The organism is Paenibacillus sp. NPDC056933 (genome assembly GCF_042674385.1).
In the GTDB taxonomy this organism is placed as follows: domain Bacteria; phylum Bacillota; class Bacilli; order Paenibacillales; family Paenibacillaceae; genus Paenibacillus.
Window position 1 is genome coordinate 27,316 of the sequence record NZ_JBHUQN010000006.1, and the last position, 18,490, is coordinate 45,805.

General features: G+C 45.4%; 18 protein-coding genes. 4 read left to right on the forward strand and 14 right to left on the reverse strand.

Annotated features, from left to right (window positions below):
- The first annotated feature begins 19 nt into the window (after positions 1–19).
- Complete coding sequence (locus ACFTRD_RS28200; RefSeq protein ID WP_379386122.1) at positions 20–370, forward strand: DUF5665 domain-containing protein; 351 nt, start codon at positions 20–22, stop codon at positions 368–370.
- Positions 371–394: 24 nt separating this feature from the next.
- Here the strand turns inward: ACFTRD_RS28200 and ACFTRD_RS28205 are convergent, their stop codons facing one another.
- The 11 genes from ACFTRD_RS28205 to ACFTRD_RS28255 all read right to left on the reverse strand — a co-directional run bounded on the left by ACFTRD_RS28205 (position 395) and on the right by ACFTRD_RS28255 (position 12,629).
- Positions 395–1,444 carry a magnesium transporter CorA family protein gene (locus ACFTRD_RS28205; RefSeq protein WP_379386124.1) on the reverse strand — a complete coding sequence of 350 codons (1,050 nt, stop codon included), beginning with the start codon at positions 1,442–1,444 and terminating at the stop codon, positions 395–397.
- Between the two features lie 104 nt (positions 1,445–1,548).
- On the reverse strand, positions 1,549–2,322 hold the full coding sequence (locus ACFTRD_RS28210) for a sigma-70 family RNA polymerase sigma factor (RefSeq protein WP_062325832.1): 774 nt from the start codon (positions 2,320–2,322) through the stop codon (positions 1,549–1,551).
- Positions 2,319–2,771 (reverse strand): anti-sigma B factor RsbW, encoded by a 453-nt coding sequence (rsbW, locus tag ACFTRD_RS28215; RefSeq protein ID WP_062325833.1) that lies wholly within the window; start codon positions 2,769–2,771, stop codon positions 2,319–2,321. The genes ACFTRD_RS28210 and rsbW overlap by 4 nt, the downstream gene beginning before the upstream one ends.
- Before the next feature lie 18 nt (positions 2,772–2,789).
- Complete coding sequence (locus ACFTRD_RS28220) at positions 2,790–3,128, reverse strand: STAS domain-containing protein (protein ID WP_062325835.1); 339 nt, start codon at positions 3,126–3,128, stop codon at positions 2,790–2,792.
- Positions 3,129–3,214: 86 nt separating this feature from the next.
- Positions 3,215–4,888, reverse strand: a complete 1,674-nt coding sequence (locus tag ACFTRD_RS28225; protein WP_379385795.1) for a response regulator — start codon at positions 4,886–4,888, stop codon at positions 3,215–3,217.
- Positions 4,889–4,904: 16 nt separating this feature from the next.
- Positions 4,905–5,777 (reverse strand): CheR family methyltransferase, encoded by an 873-nt coding sequence (locus ACFTRD_RS28230; protein WP_192270782.1) that lies wholly within the window; start codon positions 5,775–5,777, stop codon positions 4,905–4,907.
- Between the two features lie 70 nt (positions 5,778–5,847).
- Positions 5,848–9,567 carry a response regulator gene (locus ACFTRD_RS28235; protein ID WP_379385797.1) on the reverse strand — a complete coding sequence of 1,240 codons (3,720 nt, stop codon included), beginning with the start codon at positions 9,565–9,567 and terminating at the stop codon, positions 5,848–5,850.
- Positions 9,564–10,733, reverse strand: coding sequence for a PP2C family protein-serine/threonine phosphatase (locus ACFTRD_RS28240; protein WP_379385799.1), 1,170 nt, complete (start codon positions 10,731–10,733; stop codon positions 9,564–9,566). Before ACFTRD_RS28240 ends, ACFTRD_RS28235 begins: the two co-directional genes overlap by 4 nt.
- A 343-nt stretch (positions 10,734–11,076) precedes the next feature.
- On the reverse strand, positions 11,077–11,421 hold the full coding sequence (locus ACFTRD_RS28245; RefSeq protein ID WP_192270789.1) for a YflT domain-containing protein: 345 nt from the start codon (positions 11,419–11,421) through the stop codon (positions 11,077–11,079).
- Between the two features lie 95 nt (positions 11,422–11,516).
- Positions 11,517–12,050 (reverse strand): hypothetical protein, encoded by a 534-nt coding sequence (locus tag ACFTRD_RS28250; protein WP_379385801.1) that lies wholly within the window; start codon positions 12,048–12,050, stop codon positions 11,517–11,519.
- Positions 12,051–12,116: 66 nt separating this feature from the next.
- Positions 12,117–12,629 carry a DUF948 domain-containing protein gene (locus tag ACFTRD_RS28255; RefSeq protein ID WP_379385803.1) on the reverse strand — a complete coding sequence of 171 codons (513 nt, stop codon included), beginning with the start codon at positions 12,627–12,629 and terminating at the stop codon, positions 12,117–12,119.
- 221 nt (positions 12,630–12,850) lie between these two features.
- Here ACFTRD_RS28255 and ACFTRD_RS28260 point away from each other — a divergent pair, with 221 nt between their 5' ends.
- Together ACFTRD_RS28260 and ACFTRD_RS28265 are read left to right on the forward strand one after the other, a co-directional pair.
- A complete protein-coding gene (locus tag ACFTRD_RS28260; RefSeq protein WP_017692264.1) occupies positions 12,851–13,015 on the forward strand; it encodes a DUF1328 domain-containing protein in 165 nt (54 codons plus the stop codon).
- Between the two features lie 404 nt (positions 13,016–13,419).
- Positions 13,420–13,890 carry a hypothetical protein gene (locus ACFTRD_RS28265; RefSeq protein ID WP_379385805.1) on the forward strand — a complete coding sequence of 157 codons (471 nt, stop codon included), beginning with the start codon at positions 13,420–13,422 and terminating at the stop codon, positions 13,888–13,890.
- 99 nt (positions 13,891–13,989) lie between these two features.
- Here the strand turns inward: ACFTRD_RS28265 and ACFTRD_RS28270 are convergent, their stop codons facing one another.
- A complete protein-coding gene (locus ACFTRD_RS28270) occupies positions 13,990–14,877 on the reverse strand; it encodes a cation diffusion facilitator family transporter (RefSeq protein ID WP_379385807.1) in 888 nt (295 codons plus the stop codon).
- A 292-nt stretch (positions 14,878–15,169) separates the two neighbouring features.
- Here ACFTRD_RS28270 and ACFTRD_RS28275 point away from each other — a divergent pair, with 292 nt between their 5' ends.
- A complete protein-coding gene (locus ACFTRD_RS28275) occupies positions 15,170–15,358 on the forward strand; it encodes a hypothetical protein (RefSeq protein ID WP_062325854.1) in 189 nt (62 codons plus the stop codon).
- Between the two features lie 170 nt (positions 15,359–15,528).
- Here the strand turns inward: ACFTRD_RS28275 and ACFTRD_RS28280 are convergent, their stop codons facing one another.
- Positions 15,529–17,154, reverse strand: coding sequence for an ABC-F family ATP-binding cassette domain-containing protein (locus tag ACFTRD_RS28280; RefSeq protein ID WP_192270797.1), 1,626 nt, complete (start codon positions 17,152–17,154; stop codon positions 15,529–15,531).
- 214 nt (positions 17,155–17,368) lie between these two features.
- Positions 17,369–18,430, reverse strand: coding sequence for an MBL fold metallo-hydrolase (locus ACFTRD_RS28285; RefSeq protein WP_379385810.1), 1,062 nt, complete (start codon positions 18,428–18,430; stop codon positions 17,369–17,371).
- Between the last annotated feature and the right edge of the window lie 60 nt (positions 18,431–18,490).

Sequence of the window (18,490 nt, forward strand, 5' to 3'; positions counted from 1 at the left end):
GAACATGAGCAAAGTCACAATGAACGGCAATACCCCCATCACTGGAGGAAAACCCGTACAACAGTATGATACAAGCGACCATCCTTTTGAATTACGCCATGAGGTGAAAAGGCTAAATACCCGGCTGGATCAAATTGCAGACAGTCTGGAAAAATCTCAGATCAAAGATATTATCGAAAACTACAGTAGTCCCAAAAAACGTATCATTACTAATTTCACAGCGGGTATGGCACGTGGTTTGGGGTTGACGGTAGGAACCTTCGTGGTTCTTGGTCTGCTCGCTTTTATTCTCAGTCAATTCGTGAATATGCCGATTGTGGGACAATATATCGCTGACTTACTGGGCTATATTGAAGACTATAAAAAATAAAAGGCACAGGCGAGGTCTGTAAAGTCATCGCCTTCGTTTGACACGGGAATTCTTCTCTGTTTCTTTGGCCGCCGACTGGGAGGACTGCACTTTGAGCAGATCCCCTGTCCATCCTCTCATCATCATCCATACATACATGCCGATCATGCTAATGATTATGAGTGCAAGGACCAGCACAACCCCCCACGTTTTGTCGATCCAAGGCAAATTCTCGAAGTTCATTCCCCATATGGCTCCTGCAGCCGTTGCGGGCGTGAATACCGAGGTTACAAGGGTCAGCGTCTTCATAATATCATTACCCCGCACTCCTGAAATGGCATTATCAATGGAGATCAGTGTATCAATCTCTTTCTCATAATGTTTGAATAACCGCTCCATTCGTTCAATCCGATGCTTGAGCTGTTGGAAAAAGCGGTTCTCTTTCATTTCATCCAGATAGGCTTCCTTGGTCGCTGCCATTAATTCGGAATAAGGAATGAACAGATTGCTCCAATACAGCAGCTCAAATCTGGCCGCAAGAATCTGATCCATCAGTGTGCGTGCATTGCGGGATTCCATCTTCCGTTCCAGATCACGCAAATTCATCTCAAAATGATCCATACCGACATGGTAATAATGCAATATGGCGCGAAACAGCACAAACATGCCATCCCGAGCTTCACTGCATTGTTGGAGCATAGCCGAACGTTCACCTGTATTCATAATACCTCTTGTATTATCATCTAAATTCAGGGTAACCAGTCTGTTTTGATCCACGTAGAAGAACATCTGGTTATCTTTGCGTTGGTCATCTCTCTCATTCTTAACGGCATATAATAATGATCCGAATATTACAGGCTCCGTGCCATTTATGAAGCGGACGGACAGGTAATTGGACTCTACCTCCGGTATTTTGCGAAGCCAGTATTGCATTTCTGGAAATACGCTCGTTAGTTCTCCCAAGGCATCGGCCATACTTTCCTGATCAGGTACCACCCAATCCCACCATTCCCACTGGTCTGAATAAGTGAACTTGTCCCGACGCGCCTCCAGCTTGACTTTATCCACAATCACAACATCCACTCCTGCATTCATTCTGTTCATTAGTATCTCGTTAATCTCAAAAAAGGACACGTGATTCCAATGGAATGCATACGTGTCCTTCTATGCCGTGCTCAATATCGTCACCGATCTACATCTCATAACAAAGAAGCATTCGACATAATCTGTTTTAATTTTTCAGTGGCTCGCTTTTGAATCCGGGATACACTCATCTGGGATACACCCAGTTTCTGAGCAATTGCCCGCTGTGACTGACCATCCTGAAATGCCAAAATAAGCACTTTTTGTTCCTGTTCCTTCAACTGTCCCAATGCCTGTTGCAAGTCCATCCGCTTCTCCACCGAATCGAAGTCATTCACATCTGCACTGATCAGTTCACCCAATGTGGCTGCACTCTCATCTTGTGATAATGGAGAATCCAATGACACATAGTGATAACATTCCCGACCAGCCAAGACTTCAATGGTTTCCTCTGGAGTCAAGTCAAGGTATTCAGCAATTTCGTTCACACCTGGTGAACGCTCCAGCTTCACTGTTAATTCGTCAATGGCATGCTGGACGAGCGCACCCTTTTCCTTAATTCTTCGGGGAACCTGAATATACCAGGACTTGTCCCTCAAATAATTCTTCATATGACCGATCATGCTCTTCATGGCATAAGGTTCAAATGGAATACCGAGATTGATGTCGTACTGCTTCAGCAGTCGAATCAAAGCCATCTGCCCGGTCTGATACAAATCCTCATACAGATCGGGTCGATTCCGCGCAATTTTACCTGCCGCCATCTTCACCATCGGTTCATATTTGCGGATAAGAACTGTTGCAATTTCGTTATCCTGGGTCTGCTGGTATTCCCAGATCAAACCTATCGCTTCAGACATGGACTCTGGGGGAGTCACTTTTTCATTCATACTTTCTCCTCACTTCTTGCAAGACGTTTTACGAGTACCACTTTCGTACCTTTGCCCGTCTCACTTTCCACACTGACATCATCCATCAGAGCTTGCATCAGGTAGAAACCAAGTCCACCGATTTGGGCATCTGACAGTTCTTTGTCATGAAGACCAGCACGTGATACTGCTGGATTGATGTTCTCGAAGCTGGCACCTTCATCCTTGACGGTAATGGCCAGCGTATCGCTATCCACTTCGAACACAACCTCAACCATGCCGCCTTCGTGTGAGTAAGCATACAGTACAGAGTTATTACAGGCCTCGGATACAGCAACTTTCATATCCTCAATGTCCTCATAAGAAAATCCCATTTTGGACGCAACACCGTATAGATTGAGTCTTACAATATCAACGTAATCAGCTGTCGCCGGTAAATTAAGGGTGACTCTTTGAACTTCTGCATTCATTCCTTTTTCGATCCTTTCCTATTGGGAATTCTTCTGTGAGACAAAGAATTTGGCAATACCCGTCATATCAAAAAGTTTCTGAATTTGCGCAGGAACTTCCTGTACTTCAAAGCGAGCTTCCATTCCATGCCGTGCTTTCAGAACAGATAACAGGATACCAATCCCTGTACTATCAATGTACTTTAAATCGTTCATGTTAATGACCAAATCTTGTTCCTTGTTGTCCACGAGTGGCTCCATAACCAAACGGAATTCAGGAGCAACGGACAAATCCAGTTCGCCAGTCAGATACACCGTGCACACACCGTCATGTGTTTCTGTTCTTGCATTGAATTTTTCATTTTTATTTGTATTCATTAGACATCTCTCTCCTGATCAATGGTTTCTTTACCTAATAACCCATCTACAGCACGTATGAAACAAAAAACGAATTAGCAATTATTTCAATTAGCCTGATTCATGGCCGATGAATTGGATTTGTACACTTGTCTCTGTTCCTGAAATCGGGACAATTTCTGTTTAACATGTCCCATTTTCACCGGTTTACTAATGTAATCGTCCATACCTGCAGCTAAACATCGTTGCTGAATGCCATCCATAACATTGGCAGTCATCGCAACAATAACAGGTTGCTGGCCTTGAGGAAGGCTATCGCGAATTCTGCGGGTACATTCCAGTCCATCCATCAACGGCATTTGCAAATCCATAAATACATAATCATATTTTGGATTGGCCATAACCATATCCAGCGCCTTCTTGCCATCTTCGGCGATGTCTGCGACCAGCCCAAGCTTGCCAAGCATGATGGACATTAGTTTTTGATTGATGGGATGATCATCGACGATAAGCACACTTGGATCCATTTCAACATTTTTCGTTTCGGTGAGCTGATCTTCCCCCATGCCTGTTGTAAACTCAGTCTCTACATACCGCTTCGCCTGGATGGTAAATACAAACGTTGCACCACGCAGCTCACTCGTATCCAGATAAATCTGTCCACCCATCATTTCAACAAGTGTTTTGCATATGGCAAGACCCAGACCAGTTCCACCATATTTGCGCGTCATGGATGTATCCAGTTGGGAAAACGGCTGGAACAATCGATCGACTTTGTCTGGCGCTATGCCTATTCCAGTATCTTTTACTGCAAACTCCAACGTCATCCGCCCGTCCTTTTCCTCACTAACGGATACAATCAGATACACGCCGCCATGGTCCGTGAACTTAATGGCATTAGCAATGAGATTCAACAAAACCTGACGAAGCCTTGCCATATCTCCGTAGATTAATTCGGGTACCGTATCCTCCAGGAAATATTCCAGCTCAATATTCTTTTTGCCGGCTTCTACCGCGAAAAGTCTCAATACTTCACGAATGCAGGAAACCAGTTCGAATGGATGCTCTTCCAGCTCCATTTTGCCGGATTCCATCTTGGTGAAATCAAGAATATCGTTGATCACCGTGACGAGTGAATCCGCACTGCGACGAACAATATCAGCATACTCCTTCTGATCTTCCTTTAGATCCGTTTCCATCAATAGATCGACCATACCAATCACGCCGTTCATCGGTGTGCGGATCTCATGACTCATCATGGCGAGGAACTCGGTCTTCGCATTTGCAGCGATTTCCGCTTCCTCTTTGGCCTGAATGAGCTGCTGATTCATCTTTTCCAGTTCCTGCGTCTTCTGGTGCAGCAGCATGGTTTGTGTTTTCAAACGCTTATTCGTGATAAACATTTCTACAAAGCCCTCAATTTTGGATTTCAAAATCTGAGGGATAAACGGTTTGACCATGTAATCAATGGCCCCGGCAGAGTACCCTGCAAATAAGTGCTCTGCCTCTCTGCTGTTTGCAGAGATGAATATAATCGGAACGTCTTTGGACTTATCACGCGCCTTGATTAACTTTGCTGTCTCAATTCCGTCCATCCCAGGCATCTGCACATCCAGCACAATGACCGCAAATTCGTCTTTAAGCAAACAACGAAGCGCCTCTTCCCCGGAGGTTGCCTTGACGAGCTTATACTGTTCCGATTCCAGAACCGCTTCGAGAGCGAGCAGGTTCTCGGGGCGGTCATCTACCAATAATATATGGATTGGTTCATTGAGCCCCATGACTAGGCCTAACCCCCTATTTAATTTTCCGGTATATTTTTTCCGTCCGGTCTAACGGCTCGTAGGCATCACTGAATTCCGTAAAATGTATTGATTCTTTTGACCCCAGAACAAGAATGCCGAAGTGGCTCAAACTCTCATGAAATAGCCCGTGCACATGGTTCCGAAGTTCATCATTAAAATAAATCATGACATTACGGCAAAAAATCACATTAAACTCGTTAAATGACCGGTCTGTTGCCAGATTATGCTCGGCAAAAATAATATTTTTCCGTAAATAAGGATGAAACATAACGGAATTATATTTCGCTGTGTAATATTCCGAGAATGCCCGAGTGCCCCCGGCTTCCAGGTAATTTGTAGTATACAGTTTCATTTTCTCAATGCCATATACGCCTTCCTTGGCCTGTTGCAATGAGCGATCATTCATATCTGTCGCATATATTCTTGCCTTGTCGTACAGTCCTTCTTCATGCAGCATAATCGCCATGGAATAGACTTCTTCCCCTGTAGAGCATCCTGCATGCCATATCCGGATGTACGGATAAGTCCTAAGTACAGGAATAATCTCTTCCCGGAAGAAACGAAACAAGGTTGGATCACGAAACATTTCCGTTACAGGGATGGACAGATTCTGTATAAAACGATCAAAAACAGAACGGTCATGAAGCACTCTCTCCTGTAAACCTGAAATGGTCTTCAACCCTTCGGCATGTACATAATGCCAGATTCTGCGTCTTAATGACGGTAACGCATAGTTCCTGAAATCATATCCATATAAACGGTGCATACCTTCCAACAGCAACTCGATCTCGATCAGTTCACGCTCTTCATCTTGCGGCATGCGGATCGATTCTGCCTCCGCCTCGGTAGGTTCCCACGGTGTCATATTTTCTCTCCACTTCTTCATTTGTTACTTGCGTAATGTTGTATTGTCTTTCATTACCCAAACTATAGGGTTACGAATACAGCCATACGCGCATTAAGGATAACAATTGATCCGTTTGAATCGGTTTTTTCACATAATCGGATGCTCCGGCCTCTATACACTTGCCTCGATCATCTTTCATTGCTTTTGCGGTCAAGGCGATAATGGGCAATTTCTCGAATTTCGGCATTTGTCTGATCCGGGTCATCGCCTCATAACCATCCATTTCCGGCATCATCATATCCATTAATACCAGATCAATTTCCGGGTTCTTGTCCAGAATCTCCAGAGCTTCACGGCCATTCTCTGCAAATGTGACATCCATGCGATAGCCTTCAAGCACACTTGAAAGAGCAAATACATTACGAATATCATCATCCACGAGCAATATTTTCTTCCCTTCAAACAAGGTTTCCTTGTTATGAAGCTTTTGCAAGATTCGACGCTTGTCCTCCGGCAGGTTTGCTTCTACCCGGTGCAGGAACAAGGTCGTCTCATCGAGCAACCGTTCAGGTGACTTCACGTCCTTGATGATAATGGACTCCGCATATTTGCGAAGCTTCATCTCTTCTTTGCTGTCCAGCTCTTTGCCTGTATAAATAATGATCGGCAGATCATTCAAATACTGATCATCCCGAATCTGGTCAAGCAACTCGAACCCGGTCATATCTGTCAGCATTAAGTCCAGAACCATGCAGTCATAGCGTTGACTGTGCAATTCATTCAAGGCCTCACTGCCGGTCGATACTGCTGTGATTACGACATCATCGTGACCGATCAGTTCGATGATCGCCTTCCGCTGTATTTCGTCATCTTCGACAATCAATAAACGTTTCAATTGATTCTCTGTATAGGATTCGATATGAGAGAAAGCTTTATCCAGCGAATCTTTACTGGAAGGTTTTTTCAGATATGCAATGGCTCCCATCATCAACCCCTGCTTCATATCATCAATAACTGAAATGACATGTACCGGGATATGACGCGTCGCCGAGCTGCTTTTAAGTTCACCCAGAATAGTCCAGCCATCCATGACAGGCAACTGAATATCAAGGATTATGGCATCCGGCAAATATTGACGGGCCATTTCGAGCCCTTTGTCACCCTGAAGCGCCACAATAGCTTTAAATCCTCTACCTCTCGCCATATCCATCAGAATATGTGCAAAATTCACATCGTCCTCAATAATAAGGAGAATTTTGTCGCCTTCCGATAGGTTCTCCTGATCATCTTCCAGCTGTGAAGGCACAGAAGAATCGGGTTGAGGCAGCTTCATGAATGAAACAGTTTCCGGGTCAGGCGTGAGGATGGTCTGCCTGCCCGAACGCATTGTCTGTGTGTCCCTTGCCGAATATTGGCTCTCAGTAGAAGCAGCAGCTTCTCGCGCTGCTTCGTCCTGCTGAACAACTTCTTCATGATTATCCGGCAGATACAGAGTGAAGCTGCTGCCCACACCTTCGGAAGACTCTACCTGGATGGCACCGCCAAGCAGGCGGGCAAGTTCGCGACTGATCGACAGTCCCAGGCCCGTTCCTCCATATTTGCGGCTGGTTGTGCCGTCCACCTGCTGGAATGCTTCAAAGATCAGATCGGTTTTGTCCGAAGGAATTCCGATTCCGGTATCCTTCACGGTAAAGCCTACATATTCCTGATTTGTATTCAGGTATCCAGGAAGCTCTTCTGCTTTCATTTTCCGTCCAATCAGGCTTACAGATCCCCGGTTGGTAAACTTGAACGCGTTCGACAACAGATTCCGCAAAATCTGTTTGACGCGATGGCTGTCGGTATATACCCATTCCGGCAAATTGCTGTCGAACTCAATGTTCAGCTTAAGCTCTTTCTTATTCGCGATCGGGCCGAAATTTTGTTGGACAAAGCTAGTCAGTTCTTCCATTCGGACAGTCTCATAGTTGATATCCATTTTGCCTGCGTCTACCTTAGACAGATCCAATATTTCATCAATCATTTTCAGCAGATCCGCACCGGACATATAAATCGTCTGGGCATATTCCTGCTGTTTGCCACTCAGGTTTCCATCTTTGTTCTCTGACAATAGTTGGGACAGAATCAGCAAACTGTTGAGCGGTGTACGCAATTCATGCGACATATTCGCCAAAAATTCGGACTTATATTTACTGGTCATCGACAGCTGCATGGCTTGCTGTTCCAATTGTGTTTTCGTTTTTTCGATCTCATCGTTCTTCTCTTCCACTTCACGCACCTGTTCTTCTAACGCGCGAGTCTTGGCGATCAGCTCGGTATTAAAATGTTCCAGCTCTTCCTGTTGACGTTGAAGCAGTTCCTCTGAACGTTTAAGGGCTTCCGTCTGCTCTTCCAAATTTTCATTGGAGCGACGCAGCTCCTCCTGCTGTGTCTGGAGTTCTTCGGATTGAACCTGCAATTCCTCAGTAAGCGCCTGGGATTCACGCAGCAGCTCCTCCACCCGCAAACGGCGACGAACGTTGTTAAGAATGACGCCCAGATTCATGATCAGCTGGGAGAACAGCTGTGTATGCAGATTGGTGAACCCTTCAAACGAAGCCAATTCGACAACCCCGATTAGTTCATCCTCAAATACGACAGGATAGATCATCACACCAGAAGCACGCGATGATCCCGTTGCCGATCCGATGTTCACATAATCGTCCGGGGTTTTATCCAGGATAATAGGGGTCATATCCAATGCGGCTTGGCCAATTAACCCTTCGCCAATGTGATACACCTCTTTGCCAACATCTTCATTCTCTTCAAACGCATAGGCACCATACCGTCTCAGTTCATCCGGATGCTTCTCTTCATCAATCAGGTATACGACGCCCAATTGAGCTCCAAGCACAGGCGTGAATTCGCTAATAAACATCTGGGAGATCTGGCGAATTGAACCTATGCCTCGCAACAACTCCGGAACTCTGGCTATGTTCGAACTCATCCAGTTCTGATCTTGCTGTGCTTGTAAATAAGCTTTCTCCACTTCCAGTTTCTCTTCCAAATCATTGGAAACATCTTTGAACACATTTGCAATTTGACCGATCTCATCGGTGGACTTAATCTGGATACGTCTGATGGTCCGATATCGACCTTTACCAAAACTGGTAATCATCATGGACACTGTATTCAGACCACGTGTAATACTTGGCAGCACCCACATGATAACTCCAAGTGCAAGCAGAAGCCCCGCAATCATAATACCTACAGTAATCTGAACTGCTCGAGTATAAGCTGTGTTCGCATTCTTAATTTCGGCATCAATCTCCTGATCCTGAAAACGGGAAAGGGCGTTCAGGCTATCCACTGCTTCCTTTTGCACAGCGAGCCCTGTTGAATTCCGATAGTTATTCGCTTCATCCACGCGCCCTTGGGACATGAAGCTGAGCTGTTTCGAAGCATAAGAACCATAGGCTTTCCATGCCGTATCTACACGGTCAACCAATTGATGTTCACCAGCGCTATCTGCGCGCTCACGTACTTCCTTAAGGGAGCGTTCTCCCCTTTCTTCCATTTCCTTCAGTTCACCATCTGCGGCACTGATTGAATTGTTAGGGTTAAGCAATAAGTTAGCCAGCACTTTTGCTATATCATTAACCTCTCCACGAATGGAAGAGGTGTACCTGACCTTCAAATATCGCTCCTGATACATTTGGTCAACCTGTTGATTGCTGCTGTTCAGTCGTTCGTAGCTCACAAATGTGAGCACGATCATGATGGCCATCAGAGCGGTAAAGCCAATCAGCAGTTTATTCCTGATCTTCATTCAGCTTCGGCCCCTTCATTTAAGGTAATCCACACCAGACATTTATCATCATCTCGCTCTTGCGGAATTTCATCGTCGAAGAACAACGCCTGCATGGCGGCTTCATCCCACTGGTGGGACCCCGTAAGTTGTTCCTTCATAAACGCCTGCTGCATCTCTTGATCACCTTGAACCGCTTCAAGTAATCCGTCCGTATAAAGTGCAATGTGACCGCCACCTTCGTAGTGAATGGTCTGTGGTTCAATCTCCATCTTGTCAAACAAGCCCACAGGGCAGCATACACTATCAAACGTTGTCACACTTCCGTCCTGACGGAAAAAGAGTGCTGGCGGATGCCCGGCATTCACGTAATCAATACGTTTCTTCCGGGTGTCTACCACCAGATATATCGCTGTAAAATAGTACTGTACCAACTGTTTTTCCAGATGCAACTGATTAAAGCGCCGATTCAGTTCCTGAATAACTTTCTCCGGATCGACATACGTTGTAACCGTGTCCTTCAGCACGGAAGCGATAAACATGGTAAACAGGGATGAAGATATCCCATGCCCCATCATATCCAGCAGCAAGACCCCATATCTGCCTTCACCAAGCGGATACCATGAATACAGATCACCCGCAAGTTCAAAAGAAGGCTTATAAATGGCATTGACGTGAAACAGTGGATCTTCAATAGCCGGACTCAAGACAGCATTCTGAACCATTGCCGCAAGTTTTAGTTCGTCCTGAATTCGCTGGTCACGCTCTTTATGCCAATCTTTCTCTTGCTTCAGACGAAGCGCAAGCCGAATTCTGGCCATCAGCTCCACTTTGTTTATCGGTTTGGTCACATAATCGGATGCACCGGCATCCAATGCCTCAGCCAATTTCTTGGAATCTCCGATCGCAGTAACCATAATAATCGGAATATCTTTAAGGTTTTCATATTTCTGCACAATACTGCATGCTTCGATGCCGTCCATTTCAGGCATCATCATATCCAGCAAAATCAGATCAATATCCGACGGTTTGGGACGAAGTTCGTTGCTTTCCTCACCAATTCCGAGGACTTCAAACATCTCCATGGCAGAACTTGCCGTTACAATGTCACGATAGTTCTCTTTTTTCAGAATTTCTCGAATGATAATGACATTCGTCGGATTGTCGTCAACAATAAGTATTCTCATTTCTATCTCCTTATCTGTGGCGTCCGGGTTTGTCGATTCTTATCAGGGCAGCTAACAACCTTAATTATACAAATTTCGCGTACAGAACAACGGTAGACATAATAATTCCTAGTCTAACTATAATCGTAATCTAACAAAACTTCTATCTGTAAATGGCACCAGCAAGGGAGAATTATTGCGTGTGGTACCCTGTTTTTGCCACGCTCTGATTTCACTCCCAAACTTGCAAAAACATAGATAAGGAATGGGGTTCTCCCCCATTCCTTATCTATGTTTTTGATTCAATACTCATTGATTCTGAAGCTTGTCCTCTTCCAGAACACTTCAGCTTAATGTTTATCTTCTATTCTTTCTTTTTGGCAATGACGAGCACTTTACCTTTATCAAGTTCGCTCTCATAAAAATCTGCCTCAGCTTCGGTGAAGCCCATAGATACGATTTTGGCCCGGAGTTCATCACCACGGGAACGGAACAGATTTGCCAAGGAATCAAACATGCCTTCTTCTTTAATGCCAATTTCTTTGGCATCGGCAGTATCGGCAATTCGATCTGTACGATCCTTTTCATGGGCCAGAACGAAGATATGATCAGTAAGGTATCCGGTTATCTGCAATTCTTTCACCGCTTCTACCGCTTGGACTCCGTTTTCTACCACTTTTGCATAAGCTTGCGCATTGGTTGAATTCATCGTTTCCACTCTCCTCTGATTGATCTTCCATAACGAGCTACTTTTAATATATAACCATACGATATCGGGTTGAAACGCTTCTGGATTAACCCATCCTAGGAAACCGATTCGTCAAAGAGATCTATTCCTTCAATATGTTTGGAGCCTGGCTTCATATAAACTTTCAGCGCCTGACTTCCCCGGAGGAATACTTCTCCATCCTCTGCGACATAATACGGCTTGCCCAACGCATCTCGAATGGCCTCAATATTCATATCAATCCATTCCTGATTAAGCTTTAGACGTTTTTCGGAAGCATCAATATTCACATAATTGACCACTCCTGTATCTTCACAGAGCCCAACCGTTACACCTTTGAACTGATACTCTGGACAACCCAGGTAAGGATCATGTTTCTTATGAAGTGGTTGGCCTTTGGTGGATAAAATATCATCAATGCTGTCATCCAGAGAAATGTCATTCAGAGTCCGAAAATGCTGGACAGGTCCGGATCGATCAGCAGCCAGAATCACCTCTGGTGTCTCTTCTTCCACTACCGTCCATTGCATATCATGAGCAGCGGGTACCGCTGCCGGTTGAACGGAAAAGGGAGAAATTACGCTAAACATAACAAGCAGTAGTTTCATCATGATTCTCACCCTTTCATCAGGTTCATTACCGCTCTGAAGACTTCTATTCATTACAAAACGGTTATGCTATTTCCGCATACGCTGCCATACACTAGCCGCTACATCCACATATTTCAGCCAGTTCTTTCCACCCTTGGCATCATCATGATATGTAGCTTCATACGATTGAAGTGTTCGATCTGTCGGTGTAACAGGTGGGGTCTGAGACACTCGCGTTACTTCCGAACGCTTGCTCTGCTCTGCACTGCTTCGTTTCGTCTGGAACTTGGCCATCAGAGTGGATGACACCTGTTTGGCAGCCTCGGTTACTTCATTTAGCACCTCTCCCAGGTTATGAACTGATTCCATCACTGGGTCGATTTGTTTCATTTTGTGCTGTACATCAACCGTAATATCATTCGCATGCCTTACCGTCTGTTTAACTTCATAACTAAGCTCATCAATGGTCTTTTGAACTTCCTGCAGTGTCTGGGACACATTGTCGAGTGAACCCTGAGCGGACTTCAAAGTACGAATTAAAAAGAAAACAAGTACTGCAAAAGCAACCGCAATTAAAGCCACACTAATTTGATAGATCATAAAAGAACCTCGCTCTCCAGTAAAAATCGGTTTTGTTATTGCTATAGTTACCCGACCCCTTCCGCGACGAAACAAATGGGAACCGAACTGTAAAAACGATCTCGCCCGGAAAAATTTCGCAATGTTTCAACCCGAAATGCCTCGGTTAAAGAACAACTACACACGGCAGCGAGATGAACACTTCTCGCTACCAAGTCCTATAAACGAAAGGATGAATCCCCATGTTGAAATGGTCGGTACTATTTCTAATTATTGCGCTTGTTGCAGGTATTTTCGGATTTTTCGGTATTGTTGAAGCAGCTGCTTCGATTGCCAAGGTACTCTTCTTCATCTTTGTTGTACTGTTCGTTATCTCCCTGATTACGGGACGCAGCCGAATGCGATAAATGGAACTTTCCGAATATGAATATCAATCGATCCATACAAAAGCCTATCGTGCTTGCAAAAGCCGATAGGCTTTTGTGATTCACACCGTATTTTTACATTAATCGTCCCCCAGAACATCGCGGCTATCATTATTATGTATTACACTCCCTTCTCGTCTATTCCATCGCTTTCCCCAGCTACTCATGAAAAACAGGACCATGATAATATTTCCAACCCGGTATTCTCCCACTGAAGTAGGATATTTACTGGTTCTCCTTATACCCACATATGCTCCAGTTGACACTAGAGCAAGTAAGAAAATATTGTTAAAATATTGTTATAATTTGTGATTCATAAGTAAGCTTGCTTGGTTACTTTTAACACAGGACAACAAATTACATACCTAACCGAGGAGGAAAAACAAATGAAAAAAATCGTAAGTATTGCCGCTGCTTTGACTTTGATGGGTTCCATGGCTGCTGCCGCAGGTGCTGAGGAAGCGGTTACTGGAACAGTAACTCCAGAGAAAGCCACTGAGGCAACAACACCAGCTACAACAGCGACCACTCCGGCTATTGAAGTGAACAAACCTGCTGTGGACATTGTAGAAGGTAAAGCAGAGACGGTTACGGGTGCAACATACGGCACTGATGATGACAAAATTTTCGATGAACCAGTGGTGAAAGCTGGAGAAGAGGTTCTGGTTCCAACCATGCTGCTTAATCTTCTGGAGCGCACTTGGTTCTATGATGCACCCAATGGTAAGCCGATCGGTGCATTGGGTTCCCAAGTGATTGACACAACGGGTGAAGTCGTAGATGGATTCGACGGCGGCCAATGGGTACAGGTATACACATGGAAAGGTAAAGCCTGGATCCACGTTGCTATTCAATAATATCGTATAATCGTTCTAACGATAAGTAAAGAGGACAGCGCTCAGGCAGCGGCTGTCCTCTTTTTGATGCTCAATCTATATGCTTAACTTTCTATCCGTTCAAGGGCTTTCTGTAACGCCTTCCATCTTCGGCTCTACATGCACATGAACATGCATTATATTGTGTGACCGTTTCAACCGTTCTTCCACCTGGTCACAGATCTGATGACCCTCAATCAGGCTTAAGCCTCCGTCCACTTCAATAACAACATCTACAAGAACATGGCTGCCATGCACGCGCGCTTTTACATCCTTGATCATTTCCACTCCGGGCACCCGAGCCACAGATGATCTGAGGTCTGTAAGTTCCTTCTGATCAAATCCGTCCGTCAGACGATGCGTTGAATCGCGGAAAATCTCCCAAGCTGTTTTACAGATCAACAGACCTACAGCAATTGCAGCTACTTTGTCCAACCAGGGTAGTCCGAATTGTGCACCTATGATTCCGATCGCCGCCCCTATGCTGACCCAGGCATCCGAACGATTATCCTTGGCCGCAGCCATCAGGGCCTGACTGTTGATTTGTTTGGCGAGGCGGTGGTTGTAACGGTACACGCCCAGCATGACCACCGCGCAGACAACTGCAACCGCTGCTGACCACAGATTGGGTGCTACGAAGCTCCCTTCATACCATGAACGAACAGCTTCAACCATCACTTGCAGCCCAACCATAGCCATAATAAACGAGGCAATCAATGCAGCAACCGTTTCAGCTCTAAAGTGACCATAGGCATGATCGGAATCGGGCGGTTTCTGGGAAATTCGAAGTCCAATCAGTACAGCAACCGAGGCAACAATATCCGTGACGTTATTAAAACCGTCTGCCAGCAAAGCGCTGGAAGCGAATAAATATCCACAGATCAATTTAAAGGCAGACAGGATAAGATAGGCCATGATGCTGACCCATGCCCCTCGTTCCCCTTTGCGTATTTCTTCATATGCGTTCAAACCGGGCGACACTCCTTTTACGTTTCGTATTACGGTTTTTCCATGTTACCAAATGCGTACCATGTGGGTCTACAGAAACAGTGTTGCCAGGCTGCATTGCTGTAGGGAAGCCGAAACAAAGTTGCCAGACCGCAGGGCTGTAGGTGAAGTGAAAGAATGTTGGCCCAGTCAAAAAAGTGAAAGATTCCAGCATTTTATCAGGTTGCCCTTGTGGCGCTTTTGTAAAACGTATAAAATGAGTACATCCCGTCCAATCTGGACGGCTTACTGTACGACCGGGAGGGAAACAATGATGAGCGATAATACTGAACCGAAAAAGATCAGTTTGCAGGATGCCATACGTCAGAAACTGGCGCAAAAGAAGGAACAGGCAAACACGGGTAATCAATCCAGTGCCTATTTTGAAGGCGGACCCAAAGCGATGAAAAGCCAAAACAACAAGAAGCCTAACAATCAGCGCCGCCGTACTGGCGGGTCCTAGATCGAAAGAAGCTCTTGAAGAAGAGCTTTCTACACGTGAAGGATCACCTTGTATGATCAAAAAAAGAACCGCAAGGCTCGTATGGAGAGCTTGCGGTTCTTTTTTGATCTTTAAGAAAAACGTATAGTTAATCAGGTTAACTATACACAATGTAAACAGATTAGCTTATCTTAAGCTTCTACCGGGTACATTTTGTTACGCAATTCTTTAATTTCGTCACTTTCCAGATACTCATCATAGCTCATTTGGCGGTCAATAATGCCATTTGGCGTGATTTCAATAATCCGGTTCGCGATGGTTTGAATGAACTGATGGTCATGGGATGTAAACAGCATGGTACCGTCAAAATCAATCATACCGTTGTTCAGTGCGGTAATGGACTCCAGATCCAAGTGGTTCGTTGGCTCATCCAGAATCAGGGCGTTGGCGCCAGTTTGCATCATTTTCGCCAGCATACAGCGAACTTTCTCGCCCCCGGAGAGTACACTTGCTTTCTTCAGGGATTCCTCACCTGAGAACAGCATACGGCCCAAGAATCCACGCAGGTACGTTTCATCCTGATCTTTGGAATATTGACGAAGCCAATCTACGAGACTCATATCTACCCCGTCAAAATATTTGGAGTTGTCTTTCGGGAAATAAGCCTGGGTTGTGGTAATGCCCCAAGTGTATTCGCCGCTATCCGCTTCTGTTTCGCCCATAAGGATATCAAACAATAACGATTTGGCATTGCCATTCGGGCCTACAAAAGCAATTTTATCTCCTTTGTTGACCACAAAGCTAATATCATTCAGCATGTTCACACCATCAATCGCCTTGCTGATCCGATCTACAGTCAACAATTGCTTACCCGCTTCGCGTTCAGGTTTGAAGTTGATGAACGGATATTTACGGTTCGATGGACGAAGATCATCCAGCGTGATTTTGTCGAGCTGTTTTTTCCGGGAAGTCGCTTGCTTCGATTTGGAAGCATTCGCCGAGAAACGTTGAATAAAGGCTTGCAGCTCTTTAATCTTCTCTTCTTTTTTCTTGTTGGCATCACGCTGCAAAGCAAGTGCCAGTTGGCTGGACTCGTACCAGAAGTCATAGTTACCTACGTAGAGCTGGATTTTACCGAAATCGATATCCGCAATGTGTGTACACACTTTGTTCAGGAAGTGACGGTCATGGGATACCACAATAACGGTACCTTCATAGTCCATGAGGAAGTTCTCCAGCCATTGAATGGATTCGAGATCCAAGTGGTTGGTAGGCTCATCGAGCAGCAGGTTGTTTGGACGACCAAACAAGGCTTGTGCCAGCAGGACACGAACTTTTTCGTTACCGCTCAGATCCACCATCTTCTTCTCGTGCATATCACGATCAATACCGAGACCAATCAGGAGTGCCGCTGCATCCGGCTCTGCATCCCAGCCATTCAATTCAGCAAACTCACCTTCCAGTTCACCTGCGCGCAAACCATCATCTTCCGTAAAGTCCGCTTTGGCATACAACGCGTCCTTTTCCTTCATGATGGAATAGAGGCGGCTATGGCCCATAATTACGGTTTCGAGAACCGGAAACTCATCATATTCAAAGTGGTTTTGCTTCAAAACGGCCATGCGTTCGCCCGGGGTGATGTGCACCTCTCCCGAGTTTGCTTCAATTTCACCGGACAAAATTTTCAAGAATGTTGATTTGCCGGCTCCGTTGGCGCCGATCAGACCGTAACAGTTGCCTGGCGTGAATTTGATATTCACATCTTCAAAAAGTGCACGTTTTCCGTAGCGGAGCGTGATGCCGCTTGTACTAATCATTAAGCATACCATCCTTTATTAAATATTCTGCATACTGCATGAATAGCAACTAATTCAATCATGGATTCAATATCCCGAAGCCTATTCTGGCACCATATTATAACACAAAAAAGCGGCAAATTCGAAAATTGGCCGCTTTTTAATCGTTAAAGATTTGGTAAATGTACCGTTCATGCGGGTATACCCTTACATTAGCATATCTGGCTCACTTTTGTTAGTCTTGTTTACTTTCCTCGTGACGAATACGGAGCGTCTCGCCATGTCCCAGCACCCGAATGCGTTCTGCGTTGATTCCCAATCGTTCTCGTTCCACTTCCATTCGATCGAGTGCTTCCTTCGGTGTGTCATCCGCCAGCTTGAACGTTCCATAATGCATGGGGACCATAAGCTGGGAACCCGTTTCTACAAAACCCTGCAATGCTTCTTCCGGGGTCACATGTTGGGAGGTCATAAACCATTCCGGCTCGTACGCGCCAATCGGCATCAAAGTAACACCGATGTCGAACCGTTCACCGATCGTTTTGAATCCCTGAAAGTATCCTGTATCCCCTACAAAATAAATCACTGGCGGACCGCCAGAAGAGTGATCAGCCGATCCTTCTATTGGATCATTCGCTGCTGCTTGGGAATGGTCATGATCACGGCCTCCACTCGTTGCGGCACTCTCCTCTGACGGAATGACTGCCGGGTGATTCTGTTCCAATACATAACCGCCCCAATGGGACGTGTTGGTATCAAATAAGGTTCGGCGCGTCCAGTGCTGCGCAGGTACGAAGGTTATTTTGACCCCGCCAAGCGTAGTATGTTCCCACCATTTCATCTCATGACACCGATGGAATCCTTTGCGCATCATTTTGCGCTTCAGCCCATCCGGAACGATAAGCAGCGTCTTGGCCGTTACCAATTTTCGCAGCGATGCGAGATGCAAATGATCATAATGGGAGTGTGAGATCAGAATGATATCCAAAGGTGGAATATCCTGAATCGGAATGCCAGGGGCACCGAGTCTGCGTTGAAATCCCATTTTTTCGGCCCAGACCGGGTCTGTCACGATATTTAATCCGTGATATTGTATAAAAAACGTGGAATGCCCAATCCAGGTAATCGTGGTTTCCGCCCGGTTGGCGTGCAGATAATCCAGTTCAGGTGGGTGCTTGGGCACGGAGTAGGAATAATCCTTAACCTTGCTGCGCCGCTGCTCCCTCCATTGCTTGAATTCCTTCAGCGTTTTGTCCGTACTTACATTATCAATATTGTTATAACGGATTTTCGGCATGAAAGGGCCCTCCTCCCCTCCTTGTATCTTAACAAAAGATTACCCCGAATTGGAAAGTGC